Origin of the sequence: Marixanthomonas ophiurae (assembly GCF_003413745.1) — a bacterium.
GTDB lineage: Bacteria > Bacteroidota > Bacteroidia > Flavobacteriales > Flavobacteriaceae > Marixanthomonas > Marixanthomonas ophiurae.
In genome coordinates this window covers 333899-352410 of the sequence record NZ_QVID01000001.1, presented here as the reverse complement: position 1 = coordinate 352410, position 18512 = coordinate 333899, and the positions used below count along the sequence as shown (strand labels likewise).

The 18512-nt window shown below is 34.0% G+C and carries 14 protein-coding genes and 1 tRNA gene; 13 read left to right on the top strand and 2 right to left on the bottom strand.

Annotated elements, in window-relative coordinates; translation table 11 throughout:
• Positions 1–8 precede the first annotated feature (8 nt).
• From DZ858_RS01580 to DZ858_RS01565, 4 genes are read left to right on the top strand one after another with little or no spacing between them, the layout of a single operon-like run.
• Positions 9–1301: a hypothetical protein gene (locus DZ858_RS01580; RefSeq protein WP_147309556.1), complete on the top strand. Its 1293-nt coding sequence runs from the start codon at positions 9–11 to the stop codon at positions 1299–1301.
• Entirely contained in the window at positions 1282–2310 is a 1029-nt protein-coding gene (locus DZ858_RS01575; protein ID WP_117157821.1) for a hypothetical protein, read from the top strand. The genes DZ858_RS01580 and DZ858_RS01575 overlap by 20 nt, the downstream gene beginning before the upstream one ends.
• Before the next feature lie 35 nt (positions 2311–2345).
• A complete protein-coding gene (locus DZ858_RS01570; RefSeq protein ID WP_117157820.1) occupies positions 2346–5288 on the top strand; it encodes a sensor histidine kinase in 2943 nt (980 codons plus the stop codon).
• Positions 5285–6034 carry a LytR/AlgR family response regulator transcription factor gene (locus tag DZ858_RS01565; RefSeq protein WP_117157819.1) on the top strand — a complete coding sequence of 250 codons (750 nt, stop codon included), beginning with the start codon at positions 5285–5287 and terminating at the stop codon, positions 6032–6034. The genes DZ858_RS01570 and DZ858_RS01565 overlap by 4 nt, the downstream gene beginning before the upstream one ends.
• Positions 6035–6299: 265 nt before the next feature.
• Here DZ858_RS01565 and DZ858_RS01560 read toward each other — a convergent pair whose 3' ends face one another.
• Positions 6300–6503: a hypothetical protein gene (locus DZ858_RS01560; protein ID WP_117157818.1), complete on the bottom strand. Its 204-nt coding sequence runs from the start codon at positions 6501–6503 to the stop codon at positions 6300–6302.
• A 580-nt stretch (positions 6504–7083) separates the two neighbouring features.
• On the opposite strand from DZ858_RS01560, the gene DZ858_RS01555 reads away from it, so the two are divergent.
• The 3 genes from DZ858_RS01555 to DZ858_RS01545 are packed head-to-tail and all read left to right on the top strand — an operon-like array spanning position 7084 to position 12678.
• The gene (locus DZ858_RS01555) at positions 7084–8484 is read left to right on the top strand and encodes an exonuclease domain-containing protein (protein ID WP_117157817.1); all 1401 of its coding nucleotides are present in this window, start codon (positions 7084–7086) and stop codon (positions 8482–8484) included.
• The gene (dinB, locus tag DZ858_RS01550) at positions 8477–9691 is read left to right on the top strand and encodes a DNA polymerase IV (RefSeq protein WP_117157816.1); all 1215 of its coding nucleotides are present in this window, start codon (positions 8477–8479) and stop codon (positions 9689–9691) included. Before DZ858_RS01555 ends, dinB begins: the two co-directional genes overlap by 8 nt.
• Complete coding sequence (locus DZ858_RS01545; RefSeq protein ID WP_117157815.1) at positions 9691–12678, top strand: DNA polymerase III subunit alpha; 2988 nt, start codon at positions 9691–9693, stop codon at positions 12676–12678. The genes dinB and DZ858_RS01545 overlap by 1 nt, the downstream gene beginning before the upstream one ends.
• 180 nt (positions 12679–12858) lie before the next feature.
• Here the strand turns inward: DZ858_RS01545 and DZ858_RS01540 are convergent.
• Positions 12859–12931, bottom strand: a tRNA-Phe gene (locus tag DZ858_RS01540).
• 144 nt (positions 12932–13075) lie between these two features.
• Between DZ858_RS01540 and DZ858_RS01535 the strand changes: the two genes are divergently transcribed.
• The 6 genes from DZ858_RS01535 to DZ858_RS01510 are packed head-to-tail and all read left to right on the top strand — an operon-like array spanning position 13076 to position 18466.
• Entirely contained in the window at positions 13076–13804 is a 729-nt protein-coding gene (locus tag DZ858_RS01535; protein WP_117157814.1) for a type III pantothenate kinase, read from the top strand.
• Positions 13804–15060, top strand: coding sequence for an OmpP1/FadL family transporter (locus tag DZ858_RS01530; RefSeq protein ID WP_117157813.1), 1257 nt, complete (start codon positions 13804–13806; stop codon positions 15058–15060). The genes DZ858_RS01535 and DZ858_RS01530 overlap by 1 nt, the downstream gene beginning before the upstream one ends.
• A 23-nt stretch (positions 15061–15083) precedes the next feature.
• A complete protein-coding gene (locus DZ858_RS01525; protein ID WP_117157812.1) occupies positions 15084–16442 on the top strand; it encodes a tetratricopeptide repeat protein in 1359 nt (452 codons plus the stop codon).
• 2 nt (positions 16443–16444) lie between these two features.
• Positions 16445–17032 (top strand): LPS export ABC transporter periplasmic protein LptC, encoded by a 588-nt coding sequence (gene lptC, locus DZ858_RS01520; protein WP_117157811.1) that lies wholly within the window; start codon positions 16445–16447, stop codon positions 17030–17032.
• Complete coding sequence (locus DZ858_RS01515; protein WP_117157810.1) at positions 17013–17213, top strand: hypothetical protein; 201 nt, start codon at positions 17013–17015, stop codon at positions 17211–17213. The genes lptC and DZ858_RS01515 overlap by 20 nt, the downstream gene beginning before the upstream one ends.
• Positions 17213–18466 (top strand): hemolysin family protein, encoded by a 1254-nt coding sequence (locus DZ858_RS01510; RefSeq protein WP_117157809.1) that lies wholly within the window; start codon positions 17213–17215, stop codon positions 18464–18466. Before DZ858_RS01515 ends, DZ858_RS01510 begins: the two co-directional genes overlap by 1 nt.
• Positions 18467–18512 lie beyond the last annotated feature (46 nt).

The following is an 18512-nucleotide window of genomic DNA, read 5'->3' as shown; positions in this document are numbered from 1 at the left end:
AGTAATTAATGAAATATATTATAATTTTTGTGTTCGTGCTTAATGTGTTTAAGACAAATGCCCAACAAAACCCAATCCAACTCCTACCAGATTTCTCATTAGGACAACCCATTGGTGCGTTTAGTAATGAAACCTTTAACACTAAAAATGGTTTTGGTGGTGGTCTACACCTAGAAAAGCAAAACCTTTGGAAAGTATTTGGCTTGGGTTTATATGCCGGGTATCATAGTTATGAAACTGATTTTTCAACGCTTTTTCCTAATCAGGTAAATGACCCTAATTTTACCTCTAGTGTTTTATTTCAAGGAGATAACCTCAACTGGAAAAGCTTACAACTAGATATTGGTCCCACAATTAATTTTAATCTAACACAAAACCTACAATTACAGGGTTTTACAAAAGCAGGGATTGCCAAAGTAAGTTATCCGGAGTATCGTTATTTTGTGGATGTTTCTACTCCAACAACAGAGCAATTCACCCTTTTTGAAGCAAATACACCTAACGAAACACAAAGTAATCTAAACTTTATGATGCTATCGGGATTTCGTTTTAACTACAAACTTTCAAATACCCTTGGAATACACATTGGAGCAAATTATACCCATATAAATGGGCTTATCCATACCTACACTTCAAGAGATATACAAATTACTGGAGATGAGTCACCTTCCGTATTATATGAAACCCTCCAAAACACGCCAGAAATAACTAAAACGTACGAGTGTAATATAAACACTGTAAATGGAACCGTTGGTATAGCCATTACAATTGGAGGTGGCTCAAACCCACAAGTAGTAATTGAAGAAGAGCCAGATATTCCTATAACAACAAATGAGCCTAAAGAAGAATATATTTGTGAACGTGTAATATATGAAGCGCCAGGTTACAATGATTATGTAGTATTAAGTGAAACGCCTTATGCAATTTTTGAGTGGATTGATGAAAACCCAAGAACATTGAAAGAAGATAAGGGTTATCAGTTACTATTCTATATTAAAGAAAACGGAGAATACAAGGAGGTAGATAAACGCATCATGGATTTTAAAAGACGTTTTAAAATTGGCTTAAACCCAAATAAACCCTATCCAGATAATGCGCTGTATTGGAAAATAATTCCTGTGGATGACAACGAAAGTGAGTTCTGTCCAGAACCAACTAAGATGATGCGTTTACTTGTTTTCGAAAATGCAAACGAAGCAAAAAAGAGACTCCCAGAATGCTTAAAAGAGGATGTTATAAATAAGCCCGTAGATACTAATTTTTTCAAAAAACCAAAAAGCAATGAAAAGAAAAAAAATTAAAATACTAATTTTTCTAGTATCTCTTTTTGCAGTTTTTGGTTGTGAAAATTGTGAGTGTTTGGATGACAATACCATTCCGCCAGAAGGGTTATGTGATACTGGTTTGTTTATTATGCGTTCCGAAGAAATCGGTCAACCTTTATTTTCTTTAGATAGTCTAAGCAAACCAATCAACATACCATTAGCGTTTCAAAACATTAGACAAGATGGGCAGGATGACAATCAGTTTGATGTGTTTAACAGGCCTTCAAATTATGATGCTTATGACGTTATAAACAACCAATACTATATAGAGTTTCCCTTACAACAGCGATTATACAAATACGATATTGATACGCAAACAAGGCAAGAAATTATTGTAGCTGGTTTTTACTCGGCACCCGTGTTTAATAATGGTAACCTATTTACCATAACTATTGACAATTTTGGTTACGCTACAGATCCAGCTAATTATACAATTGAATCTATCAATACCAATGATGGCTCACTTACCACATTGGCAAGCAATAGCTTCCCGTTACAGAGTTATTTTAACTGGGAAAGTATGTCTTCGACTTCAGATGGTAACGGTATAATTTATTTTATTTCGGGCTCAAATCTAATCACGTTTAATACCAATACAATGACGACCCAATACATTGAATTGGTGCCTGATTTTGATTTTGCTACAAATAATCAAATATTCTTCGGATTGGAAATGCGAAATAATGGAAATTTATTGGCTATTAGGGATCGCAATACTGACCAAGGAGAGGGTTTAGAACTAGTTGAAATCAATATTAATAATCCTGCCGAAAACCCAACAATAATATTTGATTTTAAGGCAAGTGGTATTGTATTAAATCCAGAATTTTACGCTACAACCTATGATGCTTGTGATGACACCTATTATATAACATCAAGAAGGGATGCCGCTACGACAAACTTTTATGAAATTGATTTAAATTCTTCAACTTTTAAAACAGAAAACTTTGATTTTTATTTAATGGGTATTGAGAACAAAAATTAATTAAAATAAAAATATATAAACATTATCTTTAAAATGTGATAAAAAACTCCCCGATATTAATTGCATTATTTTGCTGCATTTCCTTATTTGCACAAGAACCTATCCGCTATACTACAAAACAAGGGCTACCTACAAACCATGTATATGATATCGCTGAAGATGCCAATGGCTTTATGTGGTTTGCCACTAAACAAGGCGTGGTTAAGTTTGATGGTGAAACTTTTAAAACGTTTACCATACAAGATGGGTTACCCAATAACGATACTTGGAGGTTAGAAACAGATTATCGAGGTAGGTTGTGGTACTTTTCTAAAAGTGCTTATCAGGGTTATTTAATGAATGATAGCATTTATAAATTTTCTACAAAAGAGAAAGACTTATTAACGCCAAGGTTTTATTACAAATCCACAGATAATTTTTGGTTTTATAGTAATAATGTAAATACGATTAAAAATGATCAAATTATTGATTTGGGATTAACCCCGGATAATTATGCTTCATTTCAATTAGAACTCAAAAAAAAGTATGGCTATGATTATAATATTAGTCATAGTTTTCTTTTAAACCCTGAAAATAAAGAAATCATTTTTATTAATATAAATGACGAACAGCTATTAGTATATGATTGGGGTTTTAAGTTTAAGCATACAACACCTATTACGCTACCCGTCGAGAATCCCTTAATTAGTTCTCAATTTATCGCATCAGGTGTAATGTATAACCAAATAGGTTATATAGCTTATGATACAGGAGTGATGTTTGTTGATTTTAAAAACAATACTTCTCAATTCATATCTTTTAAAGATTTGGGTGGGGTAGAAAAACCAATGTACTTTAAATGTAAGAGTTTAGCCAATGAGTTTCAAATAAGTATTCCAGGCCATTTGACAATTTTTGACTATCAACTTAACGCTTTAGAAAAATTTACTTTCCCAGAGCCACTAAGTCAATATAGTTATAAAGATAGCCGAGGTAATCTATGGCTAACTGATATTTCAAAAGGTATTTCGCTAATTCCAAATACACAATTGCAAACTCCAATTTATTTCAAGGGTTTAAAAGTGCAAAAAGTAAATGGCAATAGGGATAATTTATTCTTAGGTGTAAACAATAAAGGATTTTATAATTTAAACACCACTTCAAATAAAGAGCAATCATTAGTAGAGTTCAATATTCCACATAGTGAGATTTACCAAATAAAAAAAGACTCAAATCAAAATCAATACTTATTTGTTGCCGCTCATAAATCTTATGGGTTAAAGAATAATAATTTTCATGAATTCCAAATTAAAACCACTAAAAATAATATTCTTTTGGGTGGAGCTCTTTCAGGAGGCAAGGATATTCTTTATTTCAATAAAAGTTATTATTGTATAATTTCTTCAGCACTTATTAAATACAAGCCCGAAGATAAATATTCTAAATATTTAGGAAGTAAAATTGGTTTACAGCATCTTATTGCTTTTAATAATAAGATTTATGCTGGTGGTAGTGATGGCTTAAGTGTCTTCAAAAATGATTCGCTCGTAAAACCTAAACTTCAAAATGACTTGTTAAATGTACCTATCACCAGTTTATCGTCTTCAAATGAGAACCTTCTTGTGGGTACCGATGGTAGGGGCGTTTATTTATACAATGAAGATCAAGTTTTTCATCTAAAAGAAACTGATGGTTTGTCCGTACAAAAAATTATTAAAGAAGAAGATACCCTATGGTTGGCCACACAAAAAGGGGTGAAAAAAATAGGTATTATACCAGAAGGTTTATCCGAATCTAAAATACTAGACGCTTATTATACAACAGATGGTTTGCTTCAAGATAACACCAACGACATATATAAACAAGACAGTTTGTTATATGTTGCAAGTGATATAGGTTTAGCAAAAATTAACCTTGATAGTCCAATTTATACACAGCAACCTAAACTCTATTTTAAAACAAAAAACGATACGCTTAGCTACAATCACGCCGAACGTGATAATGTGTCTATTACTTTTGCTTTACAAGATTATGTGAACCAAGAACATGTAACTTCTCAGTACCGGTTGTTACCAAACCAGGCCAATTGGACAACTACAGAAACCAAAACGCTCAATTTCTCTAATCTTTCGCCAGGGATATATCAATTAGAAGTAAAAGCCATAAATCAGCATAATAAGCAAACAATTGTCAAACAATATATAAACGTCCTCCCTGCCTGGTGGCAAACAATGGTTGCCAGAATAGGTTTTGTATTATTGGCTTTGTTGTGTTTGTATTTGTTATTTCTATATATGAAAAAACGTATTCAAAAAAAGGAATATGACAAAGCTCAACAAGAAAAGCGAGTAGCCGGTTTGGAGCTAAAGGCATTACGCAGTCAAATGAATCCGCACTTTGTACATAACTCTCTCAATGCCATTCAGTATTTTATACAGCGAAATGAGGTTGAACTTTCTGAAAATTATCTGTCAAAGTTTTCTCAATTAATTCGTTTGTTCTTTGAATATTCCAGAAGACAAACTGTTACCATTAATGAAGAACTCGAACTATTGACAAATTATTTGGAAATTGAAAAATTACGCTTTGAAGAAAAATTAAACTATCGAGTTTCTGTCTGTGAAAAAATAGATATTGAAGAACAACTCATTCCTTCCATGTTACTACAACCCATTGTAGAGAATGCAGTAAACCATGGCTTGTTTCATAAAAAAGATAATGGAACGGTTAAGATCTTATTTAAACAATTAAAAGAAGATACCTATCAAGTAACTATAAAAGATGATGGAATTGGAATCAATAAAGCCAAATCAGTCTATAAAGCTTCTTCAAAAAACTATCAATCCAATTCTTCTAAGGTGTTATATGAACGCTTAGATTTATTGAATAAAAGCAAAGAGTGGACTATTAAATATGAAATTCAGGACTTATCAGATATTGATATGCACGCAAAAGGGACTATAGTTTCCTTAATTTTTAAACAAAACATCGGGGAATGAAAGTAACCGCAATTTTAATAGATGACGAACGCAAAGCACTAGCCATTTTAAAAAATAAATTAGAACGCTTGTGCCCCAATGTAAAAGTAATTAGTGAAACACAGAGCCCTGATGAGGGTATTGAGCTAATAAAACAACTAAAGCCTCAATTGGTATTTCTTGATATTGCTATGCCCGAAATGAGTGGTTTCGATTTACTAGCCGAAATAAAAAACCCAGATTTTGAAATAATTTTTGCCACAGCTTTTGATAATTATGCCATTGAAGCCATTAAACATTGTGCTATTGGCTATCTAGTAAAGCCTGTGGATAACCAAGATTTAATGATTACGGTCAATAAAGCCATTCAAAACATTGAAGACAAATCAGCCTTGGAAAAAAATAAATTACTTATTGAAAATTTAGGGGTCCAAACTTTTCAAAATAAAAAAATAGTTATTCCCTCACAGGAAGGTCTGGAGTTTGTTAAAATGTCAGATATTTTACATTTTGAAGGAGATAATGGTTACACTAAAATACATTTTGTGAACAAAAAATCAATGTTGAGTTCACATAACATTGGCTATTTTAATAAGTTACTGGACAATCAATCATTTTATTTAATTCATAAATCGTATCTCATTAATCTAAGCCATATCAAAAAGTACCTTAACGAAGGTTATATTGTATTGGAAGATAATAGTAAACTTCCTGTTTCAAGAAATAGACGGCAGGATTTTTTTAATAAATTAAAAAGCATTAATTAAGATGTATAATCGCAATTACTGAGAATCCACTACACCGAAATCACCAAGAATTACTAACCCCAATGTTAAACCGAAAAAAAAATTAAGGTTGCTTTTTAGTTAAGGCAATCTTTCAGGGTCGATGTACTTCTTTATTTGCGTTTGGAACTTTTGCTTTGTAGGTTTTAGTTATAACTATTTTAGCAAAGTTCCAGCATCTGCCATTGCTAGATAGGGTCACAATCTTAATACTACTATTGGCAATTTTTATCAAAGAGTACCAATTTTAGAGTTCAGCTTTTGGAAGGTCTAAACCAAAATATGATGCCAATACAAATTTTGGGTTCTCATGCATTTTCGCAGAAGATGGAATAATCAACACAGGACATTCCCTTATATTATCAATAATGTTTCTAGTGTTTTTACTATATCTTTCCATACTTTTATTGGCATTGTCTTTTCCGGGAAGCACAACTAAATCGATTTCCACCCCTTGATGGTTTGTTTATGGCATCTACAAGACTGGAACATTCAGAGATGGCGTTGAAACGATGCTTTTCATTACTGTTGTTATGAATGCATTTATTAACTGTTTGTCCAAGGCTTATCTCTGATGTAGGCCTGGGTTTTTCAAAGATATCATCATTAGTTTGTAATAGATCAATGACGTTTAACCCGTTCACGTCATAGGTGTGTGCATTCATTAAAAAAGAGTTGGGTATTATTTTCCCGGGTGGTGCTTATCGCCCCGTTTTTAAATAAAATGTTCAGCAAATGTTCTACTTTTAAATTATTATATAAAATAAAAAATGCTGTAAGCACCTTGAATTATTAATATTTTACCCTCGCCAAGAATCGAAATTGCATCTAAAGTTTAGGAAACTTCTATTCTAAAATAATTGTTGTCAGAACATTATGGAAAAAAAGGGGGATGGAAAGATATCGATAAACTATAAAGAAAAAGGAGAAATATGTAGTGCTCGAGATAATAAATTGGGAATAAATCCAATATAATGGAATATTTCCTTTAATCCGTTTTATTTTATACTTTTGTAATAAATAAATCAAGGATGGAAAACAAAAAATTCTCCATAGTCGATGTAGAAACTACGGGCGGTGGAATGCGTGGGAATAGGATAACGGAAATATGTGTTGTCATCCTGCAAAATGGTGAAATTTTAGATAAATACACCACACTTATAAATCCTGAAAAGATAATTCCTCACCATATTACAGCGTTAACAGGCATATCCAATGAAACGGTGGAAGGTGCACCACTATTTTATGAAGTGGCTGAAGAAATTCAAAAGATTACTGAAAATACCATTTTTGTCGCCCACAATGTCCATTTCGATTATAATGTAATACGAAATGAATTCCGCAGATTGGGAATGGAATTTGACCGAAAAAAGCTATGTACGGTTCGTTTGTCAAGAAAATTAATTCCTCATCTTTTAAGTTATAGCTTGGGTCGCATTTGCAGTTCAATAAATATACCCATTGAAAACAGACATAGGGCAGAAGGGGATACCGATGCTACGGTAATTTTATTTCAGAGATTGATGAGTTTGGATGAAAACTATGAAGTTTTCAATCAATTTTTAAACCCCAGATCCAAGGAAGCTTCTTTACCACCACACTTAAATTCAAAACAGATATTGGATTTACCCAATTCCGCAGGAATCTATCTTTTTAAGAATAAAGGTCAAAAAGTGATATATGTGGGAAAAGCTAAGAATATAAAGAAAAGGGTTTTGTCCCATATCTACAATAAAAAGAATAAGGGGTATTTAATGTGTCAAGAATCATTCTTTATTGAGCATGAGGAAACGGGAAATGAACTTACCGCCCTTTTATTGGAATCGGAATTAATAAAGAAATACTATCCTAAGTTTAACAGAGCGCAAAAAAGACCTCAAAGCTCTTATAAAATCATTTCATATAAAAACCAAAGAAACATCATTCAATTGGCCATTACCAAAACTAAGGCTACAGATGATTCCTTAATGACGTTTTATAATAGAACACTAGCTCGTGAACGGTTGGAGTATATATGTGAGACATATAATTTATGCCCTCGTTATTGTGGTTTACAGAGTAACGTCGAAGTGTGCTCACACTATAAAATAAATAATTGTGAAGGTATTTGTGATGGGACGGAAGAAATAGAGGATTATAACAAAAAGGTGGGTGCAGCGATAGAACACTTAAATGATGACAAACCCACCTATATTATTTATGGCAACGGAAGAAATAGCGACGAAAAATCCATTGTGCTTATAAAGGAAGGGAGGTATCGGGGCTTTGGTTTTGTGGATGAAAGTGAAGGTTTCTCCAATGTAGAAGAAATAGAGAACTTTCTTTCTCCCATGCATCATACCTATCATACCAGTCAAATTATTAGAAGTTACCTCAAAAAAAATCCATACAAAAACGTAGTTCAATTTGAGAAGGAGGTGCTGAGTGAATAAATCAATTTTACACCTAGACCTAGATACTTTCTTTGTATCAGTAGAACGTCTATTAGACTCTAAGCTTAATAAAAAACCGGTCCTTGTTGGAGGTACTGGGGATAGAGGGGTGGTTGCTGCGTGTAGCTATGAAACCCGTCGTTTTGGTGTTCATTCGGGAATGGCTATGAAAATGGCTAGACAATTATGTCCACAAGCAATTGTGATTCGGGGAGATGCTGGAATATATATGAAATATTCCGATATGGTTACTGATATCATTAAAAATGAAGTTCCCGTATTTGAAAAAACAAGCGTTGATGAGTTTTATGCAGATTTAACCGGGATGGATCGTTTTTTTGGAAATTATAAATTTTCAAAACAAATACGAGAAACAGTGATTAAAGAAACGGGATTGCCCATATCCTTTGGGTTGTCCCAAAACAAAGTGGTTTCAAAAGTTGCCACTGGCGAGGCCAAACCAAATAACCAGATAAAAATAGATGTAGGTTTTGAAAAAGATTTTTTAGCCCCCTTGTCGATACGGAAAATTCCGATGGTAGGAAAGGTAACTGCCCAAAAGCTAAGAAATCTAGGTGTCCACCATATAAAAACATTACAGAATATGCCTTTAGAAATGGTTGTTTCGGTATTGGGTAAGAATGGTAGAATCATATGGAATAGAGCTAATGGAATTGACAGCTCACCCGTAATTCAGTATAATGAAAGAAAGTCAATTTCTAACGAGCGAACTTTTAACAAGGATACTATTGATGTTAAAAAGATCGAGTCCTGTCTCAGTGCCATGGGTGAAAACTTAGCCTATCAATTACGTCAAGGAAATAAACTTACCTCCTGCGTTTCTGTAAAAATTAGGTATTCAGATTTCAGTACATATTCTAAACAAATGAAAATTCCATATACCAGTGCGGATCATGTGCTTATCCCATTAATCCACAATCTATTCAATAAACTTTACAATAGAAGTGTATTAATACGCTTGATAGGGGTCAATTTCTCCCATCTGGTCAGCGGACATTACCAAATTGATCTTTTCGACGATAATTTAAAAAGATTAAACCTGTATGCCTCATTAGACAATATACGCAATCGCTATGGCAGTAATACAGTTATGCGCGCTTCTACAATGGATGTAAAATCGATTCGCAATAACCGTAATCCTTTTAATGGGGAACCTCCAATTTTGTTAGCCCACAGAAAACAATAATGTACACGAATTGTCACACATATTATTCGCTTCGTTATGGCACTTTTTCTGAAATTGAACTTTTGGAATTAGCGCAGCAAAACAATATAAAGCAATTGGCACTGACCGATATAAACTCTACATCGGCTTGCTTGAGCATGATAAAAAATGCTCCAAATTATAATATCGATGTTTCGGTTGGGGTAGACTTTAGAAACGGTACAAAACAGGAGTATGTAGTTATAGCAAAAGACAATATTGGGTTTCAAAATATCAATGGATTTCTTACCGAGCACCTTCATAAAAAAAAAGACTTTCCAGAACTATGCCCCAAACTGAAAAACTGTTTTTTTATATATCCCTTTGAGAAAGTATTAGAATTAGAGAAGAAAGAATTTTCTACGAACGAGTTTATAGGGATATCTATTGTTTCTCTGCGAAAACTATTGTTCTCTTGTTACAAGCACTATGATAATTTAGTAATTCAACAACCTGTATCCTTCAGAAACCAAAATGATTACAATGCCCATCGGTTGCTAAGGGCTATTGATTTGAATATTTTATTGAGCAAGTTGCCAGAAACGGAGCAAGGCTCAAAAACAGATAAAATGATTTCAAAAGATGAACTGCTTTCTGTTTTTGAATCGTTTCCCAAAGCAATAGAAAACACCAACTATCTTCTTGAAAACTCCAATGTTCACTTTTTATTCAATAACAATCGGGAAAACCAAAATCAAGAATGTTACTTAGCTAATAAACAAGAAGATTATACCTACTTGCGAAAATTGGTTTTCGATAATATAGCATATCGATATCCCCATGCAGATAACATCGTCTTTCAAAGAATAGAGAAGGAGTTGAAGGCCATAAAAGAAATGGACTTTGTTTCTTATTTTTTGATAAACTGGGATTTACTGCAATATGCAAAATCCAAGAACTACCCATATATAGGGCGGGGTAGCGGGGCAAACAGTATAGTAGCCTATATTATCGGTATTACCAATGTAGATCCTATAGAATTGGATCTTTATTTCGAACGCTTTATAAATGTATATAGATCGTCCCCACCCGATTTCGATCTTGATTTCTCATGGCGGGATAGGGATGATATAACCCATTATATTTTTAACCGATTTAAAAATACAGCCCTAATGGGCACCTATGTTACCTTTAAATTTAGAGCTGTCGTTCGGGAATTAGGAAAAGTATTTGGGTTGCCAAAAGCTGAGATTGACAGTTTTTTAAAGGGAAACAATACGGACACCAAAAATGATGAGTACATTCAATTAATCGTTAAATACGGAAAACTGATTCATGGGTTTCCTAATTATCTGAGTGTTCATTCGGGTGGGATATTAATCACCAAAAAACCAATCAATTACTATACAGCTACTTTTATGCCTCCTAAAGGTTTTCAGACTGTTCAAATTGATATGAACATTGCTGAAGATGTGGGTATCTTTAAATTCGATATTTTAGCGCAACGAGGACTTTCAAAAATTAAAGAATGTTTGGAGATCATAGCCTATAATCAACCAGACGCTAAAGTGGCTGATATTGATATGGTATCCAAATTTAAGTCGGATCCTGCCATAAACAATATGCTCAAAACTGGTGATTGTATGGGGGTTTTTTATGTAGAGTCACCCGCCATGCGGGTTTTAATGACCAAATTAGAAACTCAAGACTATCTTGGACTTGTGGCTGCCAGCTCCATTATCCGTCCCGGAGTAACCAATGGAGGTATGAAAGATGAATATATTCTCAGACATAAGTTTCCTGAAAAACGGAAAAATGGACATCCTGTTTTACTAGAGATTTTAAAAGAGACCTATGGTGTAATGGTTTACCAAGAGGATGTCTTAAAAGTTGCTCATTATTTTGCAGGTTTGGATTTGGGCGAAGCAGATATCCTACGTCGAGGAATGAGTGGTAAGTCCCGATCCAATAAAGAGATTAGAGCAATTGAAAAAAAGTTTAAGGATAATTGTATTATAAAAGGATACCCTGAAAAATTAATCGAGGAAATTTGGGGTCAGGTAAGTGCTTTTGCAGGATATGCTTTTGCTAAGGGACATTCTGCTTCTTATGCAGTTGAAAGTTACCAAAGCTTATATCTTAAAAAATACTTTCCGTTAGAATTTATGGTGGCCGTATTGAATAACGGGGGTGGCTTTTATTCTATTGAAACATATGTGCAGGAAATAAAAATGCAAGGAGGTATTGTGGAGAAGCCCTGTATTAATAATAGTTTATCAGAAACAATAATCCAAAACAAAACTATTTATTTAGGCTTTCAATTAATTAAGGATTTAGAGGTTAGAACCATTCAAAAAGTTATAGAATCGCGAAGTACCTTTGGCATTTTTGAAAGTTTTGATGATTTTATCGACAGGGTTCCCATAAGCCTAGAACAGTTAATCATTTTGATTAGAATAGATGCTTTTCGTTTTACAAGGTTGGATAAACATCAAATCATGTGGGAAGCGCATTTAAAAGTCATAAAAAAACCGTGCGATGTTTCTGCACCAAAACTCTTCCACTCTAGATCTGTTAGTTTTAAATTACCTGAAATTACCACAAATAAACTAATAGATGCTTATGACGAGATGGAGTTAATAGGTTTTCCATTAAATGGATATTTTAATTTAATTGAAAAGTATGTTGTAAAGAATATTTTGGCCAAGGACATTCCGCTGTTTGAGAATAAGCAAATAACTATTTTTGGTAAATTGATTACTTTAAAGGGAACCAATACTGCTAAAGGTGATCGTATGAATTTTGGAACCTTTATTGATTTTAAGGGAACTATTTTTGATACTGTTCATTTTCCCAACATAGCACAAAAATATACGGTACGTGCTAATGGAGTATATTTAATAACAGGTAAAGTTGTTAATGACTTAGGATATTATTCTATTGTAGTTGACTCTATAAAATTTCAAAAATTTTTACCAGACCCGAGACTTTCCAATGTGAATAATTCGGATAAAAATATGTTTATTTAAACTGGATGTGTAATAATAAAGATTTTGAGACTTTGCATATTGATAAATAAAGAATCACTATATTACTTTAGGCCTTGATATAGAGACTATGAGAAAAAATAATTTGTAAAATGTTGTACACTTTTGTTTTACACATAAAACAAAAAACCCTGCAAGTCAAAGACTTACAGGGAATTTATGTGGTACCTCCAGGAATCGAACCAGGGACACACGGATTTTCAGTCCGTTGCTCTACCAACTGAGCTAAGGTACCTGCTTAAAGCGGGTGCAAATATAAACGTTATTTATATTTTGCAAAACATAAATGTAAAAAATATTCTAATAATTTTTCAATTTAATATCCTCTTAACAACCTTATGTTGCTTCATTGTTTATTTTTACGCACTTACTTGTAAAAATGAACTTAATAATTGATGTAGGAAATACCTTGATCAAGCTCGCTGTTTTTAAAAATGGAGAGCTTCAGATAAAGAAAACCACAATTAAAGGTGATTTTTTTGAAACGCTATCAGAAATAAAGAATAAATACTCGCAAATTGAAAAGTGTATCATTTCAAGTGTAGGTAAAATAAGCGAAGCGCACCTTACCAAACTAAAAAATATATATTCGGTTTTGGTGTTGAGCCATTCCACCTCCATTCCTTTTAATAACGAATATGCCACACCGGGCACGTTAGGTGTAGACCGTATCGCATTAATAAGTGCTGCTGCAGTGGAGTATCCTAATAAAAACGTGTTGGTAATCGATGCAGGAACTTGTATAACCTACGACTTTCTTTCTGAAGATAACAACTATAAAGGAGGGGCTATTTCGCCAGGCTTGCAAATGCGGTACAAAGCCATGCATACGTTTACTGAAAAACTTCCGTTATTGGAAGCAGAGCCAATAGGTAAGTATATTGGTAGTTCTACAATAGGATCTTTGCACAGCGGTGCCATTAATGGAATTTGTTATGAAATTGATGGTTTTATTGCAGCATATGCAACCGATTTTAAGAATTTAACAGTTATTTTAACAGGAGGGGACGCTCATTTTTTGCGAGATCGCCTAAAAAATGACATCTTTGCCACCTCAAATTTTTTATTACAGGGATTAAACCACATTTTAGAACATAATAAACATTGATGTTAAAACGAATTATAGTAACGGTTTTAGTACTATTTATAGCAAGTGCTGCTATGGCACAGGAAGGAACCACGTCCCCGTATTCATTTTACGGAATAGGTTCTTTAAAGTTTAAAGGTACTGCCGAAAATAGAATGATGGGTGGTATTGGAGTTCTTTCAGATAGTATTCACCTTAATCTTCAAAACCCAGCTAGTGTAGCAGGACTTGAATTGGTGAATTTTACTGTTGGAGCTAGTCACAAACAAAGTACATTGAAAACCGACGGCGATTCTCAAAACGCGTCGACTACTTCGTTAGATTATATAGCAGTGGGGATTCCTATAGGTAAGTTTGGAGCCAGTTTTGGTTTAATACCTTACACTTCTGTAGGGTATCAATTACAAAATGAAAAACAGACCGAAACCGGAAGGTCCATTACAAGATATACTGGAACGGGTGGTATAAATAAAGCTTTTTTAACGTTGGCGTACCAAATTACACCAAAGCTTAGTTTTGGCGTAGATGCAAATTACAACTTCGGAAATATTGAAAACAAAGCCTTAAACGCTCAAGAAGATATTGAGTTCGCTTCCCGGGAGATAAATAAATCAGATTTGTTAGGGTTTAGTTTTAACTTTGGAGCAGCGTATAAAACTATGATAACGGAAAAGTTGGAACTGTCCACCTCATTAACGTACACTCCTGAAACTGATTTTACTTCAGAAAACTCACGAGAAATAGCGTCAGTTATTATAAATTCTGAAGGTGCCGAAGCTATTGTTGATGCAAGGGATATAGAAGTTGAAGATACTGACTTTTCTTTTCCTTCACAAATCACCGTAGGAGCAGGAATTGGGAAACCTAAAAACTGGTATGTAGGTGCTGAGTACACCAACCAAAAAACGAGTAACTTTACCAACCGTACGTTCACACTTGATAATGTTGAGTTTAAAGACGCGTCGAAATACAGAGTGGGTGGTTTTTATATTCCAAACTACAATGGATTTGGTAGTTACTGGAAACGTGTCGTTTATAGAGCTGGAATGCGTTTTGAAGGTACTGGAATCAATGTAAATGGTGAAGATATTAATGAGTTTGGCATATCTTTTGGAGTAGGATTACCAGTAAGCAAGTCATTTTCTAATATTAACCTCGGTTTTGAGGTGGGAAGGCGCGGAACTAAAGATGCTGGCCTTATTCAAGAAAATTTCTTCAACGCATTTATAAGCTTGTCATTAAACGACAGGTGGTTTCAAAAAAGATTGATAGACTAATTATTAAACACTAAATTATAACTATGAAAACGAAAGCGATTTTAATTTTAACGGCCTTAACCCTATTGGTTGGTGGTAAGAGTTTCGCTCAAATGGACGATTGTCAACTTAACTTGTCCTTATTTGTTGAGCCGGCCAAAGCTAAAAACTATGAGGCTGCATTGCCTTATTACGAAAAACTTATAAAAGATTGTCCAAACTATAATTTGGCAACCTATCAATATGCCGAAAAAATGTTCAAGCATTTTATAGATAACGGCGATAAAGAAAAGATTCAAAGTTTGATTGAATCATATAACCTTAGATTGGAGAATTTTCCTAAGAAAACTAAGCAAGGTGAAGTATTATCAGATATAGCAAAACTTAAGTATGAAAATGGAATTGGTACAAAGCAAGAGCAATTTGATGCTTTTAATGAAGCTTTTACCAAACATGAAGAAGACTTTACAAGCCCAAAGGCATTGTATGCTTTCTTTTCGTTAGCTGTAGATTTATATGATGAAGGCAATAAAGACATTCAAGAAGTTTTTGACCTGTATGATGCAGTAACAGAAAAAATTGAGAAAGAGGAAAATTCATTGGCTGAAAAGCTTACCGGATATATGGACAAGCAAGATGCTGGCACTAAACTTTCTTCGAAAGAAGAAAGATATATGAGCGCTTATGAAAATAACCTAAAGGCTTATGGTCAGGTTAAAGGTAGCGTTAATGGTAAACTTGGTATTTTAGCAGATTGCCCTAACTTGATTCCATTATATGAAAAAGATTTTGAGAATAAGAAAGACGATGTAAACTGGTTAAAAAGAGCTGCAGGTCGTTTAAGTGCTAAAGAATGTGATACGCCACTTTTCTTTAAACTAGTACAACAATTACACAACTTAGAGCCTTCGGCAAAGTCTGCATATTACTTAGGTCAGCTTGCTGATCAAGAAGGGAATACAAGCAAAGCCATGGAGTACTACAACGAAGCGGCCGATCTTGAAACAGAGCCTGCTGCAAAAGTGAAAATCTATAGAAGAATTGCAGATAACTTCCGTGGTAAAGGAAGCTATGGTCAGGCAAGAACCTATTACAGAAAATTGCTTGAAATAAAACCTTCTGATGGTACTTCATACTTACGTATTGCTACAATGTACGCTAAAAGTGCAAACAACTGTGGTACTACTCCGTTTGAAAAAAGAGCGATTAACTGGAAAGCTGCAGAGATGGCAGATAAAGCAGCTCGTGTAGATGCAGCAGTTGCTTCTTCGGCAAGAGCGGCAGCTAGTAGTTACAGACAACGTGCGCCTAGTAAACAAGATATCTTCAGTCAAAGTATGGCCGGAAAAACAGTTACATTTAGCTGTTGGGTTGGCGGTAGTGTAAGGGTACCTAATTTATAAGGATGATCACTTTCAATCATAGTATTAAAAGCGTGGTGGCAATTTTATTTGCCATCACGTTTTTTTCATGTGAAGGAAATTATAAAAACGTAAAAAAATTGTCATTAAAAGACAATGAGCCATTGGGTATAGGGAAAGATGTTAATTTTAAGTACACCGATTCTGGTAAAGTTATAGCCAATGTAATTACCCCTTTGTTTTTAGATTTTTCAAGCTTAAAATTTCCTTATAAAGAATTTCCAAAAGGGGTAGAAGTACGGTTCTGGAATGAAAAAGATCAAAAAAGTACCGTTACCTCAAAGTATGCCATACAATATGAAGACACGGGCATTATAGATTTAAGGGACAGTGTCGTTTTGGTTACCCACGATAGTTTAGTGTTACGGGCAGACCAATTGTATTGGGATCAAAAAAATCAATGGGTTTTTACTAATCAGCCTTATCAAATTGAATTTAAAGATGGCTCCTACAACGATGGCGCTTGGTTTGATTCCAGTCAGGACTTTACAACCTTTCTATCTCGTAAAAATGAAGGAGTACAGTTAATAGACACAAAAAAAGAAGAAAAAGATGCAAAAGAAAATATTTAAACTTTTTGAATACGTTTACATAGTGATGGCTGCCTTTTCAATCTATTTAGTATGGGAAAATTGGGCTGATAACCGAACCCGCGCTTATTTATTTGCTTTTTTTGCCGTAGTTGCTATCTTTATGTTCTTCTTTAAGCGTAACTTCCGAAGAAAAATGGAAGATCGCAACAAAAACCAATAATGGAAGTAAGTATTCTTGTTATTGTCAGTATGCTTATCCTATCGGCTTTCTTTTCCGGGATGGAAATCGCTTACGTTTCTTCAAATAAAGTACATATTGAAATTGAAAAGAAACAAAATGACTTATTGGCAAAAGTACTTAAGAAAATAACCCGCCGCCCCTCAAAATTTATTACCACTATGTTGGTTGGTAATAACATAGCGCTGGTTGTTTATGGTCTGTTTATGGGCGATTTATTGATGGGGTTCATCCCACTCACAGGGATGTCTGGTCTTTTAGTACAAACAATTATCTCTACTTTAGTAATCTTGCTAACGGCAGAGTTTTTACCCAAAGTATTCTTCCAGATTTATGCCAACAAACTCATTAAGGTGTTTGCAATCCCAGCATACTTTTTCTATATGTTGTTTTCTGTAATTTCAGAATTTGTAATATGGATTTCAGACCTAGTATTAAAGGTGTTTTTTAAGACCGAAGGCGATAACATCCAGCTTACCTTTAGTAAAATGGAACTGGGGAATTACATAAGCGAACAAATGGAAACAGCTGAAACCGATGATGAGATGGACAGCGAGATACAAATATTTCAGAACGCCTTGGATTTTTCCGAAGTAAAATCGCGAGAGGTTATGATCCCAAGAACCGAAGTGGTGGCAGTCGATATTAAAACAACGCCAAAGGAATTAAGTAAACTTTTTACTGAAACAGGACTCTCCAAAATATTAATTTACAAAGAAAATATAGACGATATTGTTGGGTACGTACATTCTTTCGAGTTGTTTAAAAAACCAACAACTTTAAAAAAAGTGCTGATACCAGTTGTTTTTGTGCCTGAAACCATGCTAGCAAAAGATGTGTTGAATATTTTGGCGCGCAAACGCAAAAGTATTGCAGTAGTAATTGACGAGTACGGCGGCACATCGGGTATTATGACGGTTGAGGATATTATTGAAGAGCTTTTTGGCGAAATTGAGGACGAACACGATAGTACCGAATTAACTGAAGAGGTGCGAGCAGACGACCATTACAGGTTTTCGGCCCGTCACGAAGTAGATTATCTAAATGAATCTTACAAATTCAACCTTCCTGAAAATGAAAACTATGAAACATTAGGAGGTCTTATCGTATATTTTACCGAAGGTATTCCCAATCAAGGTGAAATTGTCGAAATTGAAGGGTTTCTTTTTAAAATACTCGAAGTTTCGAATACCAAAATTGAAATGGTAGAGCTATTTATTAAAGAAGAAGGCTAGTCTTTTAAAATATTAACATACCATCTTCAATTTTTTTTAACAAAGT

Bases quoted from the DNA above. Each gene is read 5' to 3' on its own strand.
- DZ858_RS01580 (WP_147309556.1), top strand. From the start codon at position 9: ATGAAATATATTATAATTTTTGTGTTCGTGCTTAATGTGTTTAAGACA.
- DZ858_RS01575 (WP_117157821.1), top strand. From the start codon at position 1,282: ATGAAAAGAAAAAAAATTAAAATACTAATTTTTCTAGTATCTCTTTTT.
- DZ858_RS01565 (WP_117157819.1), top strand. From the start codon at position 5,285: ATGAAAGTAACCGCAATTTTAATAGATGACGAACGCAAAGCACTAGCC.
- DZ858_RS01555 (WP_117157817.1), top strand. From the start codon at position 7,084: ATGGAAAACAAAAAATTCTCCATAGTCGATGTAGAAACTACGGGCGGT.
- DZ858_RS01545 (WP_117157815.1), top strand. From the start codon at position 9,691: ATGTACACGAATTGTCACACATATTATTCGCTTCGTTATGGCACTTTT.
- DZ858_RS01535 (WP_117157814.1), top strand. From the start codon at position 13,076: ATGAACTTAATAATTGATGTAGGAAATACCTTGATCAAGCTCGCTGTT.
- DZ858_RS01530 (WP_117157813.1), top strand. From the start codon at position 13,804: ATGTTAAAACGAATTATAGTAACGGTTTTAGTACTATTTATAGCAAGT.
- DZ858_RS01525 (WP_117157812.1), top strand. From the start codon at position 15,084: ATGAAAACGAAAGCGATTTTAATTTTAACGGCCTTAACCCTATTGGTT.
- lptC (WP_117157811.1), top strand. From the start codon at position 16,445: ATGATCACTTTCAATCATAGTATTAAAAGCGTGGTGGCAATTTTATTT.
- DZ858_RS01515 (WP_117157810.1), top strand. From the start codon at position 17,013: ATGCAAAAGAAAATATTTAAACTTTTTGAATACGTTTACATAGTGATG.
- DZ858_RS01510 (WP_117157809.1), top strand. From the start codon at position 17,213: ATGGAAGTAAGTATTCTTGTTATTGTCAGTATGCTTATCCTATCGGCT.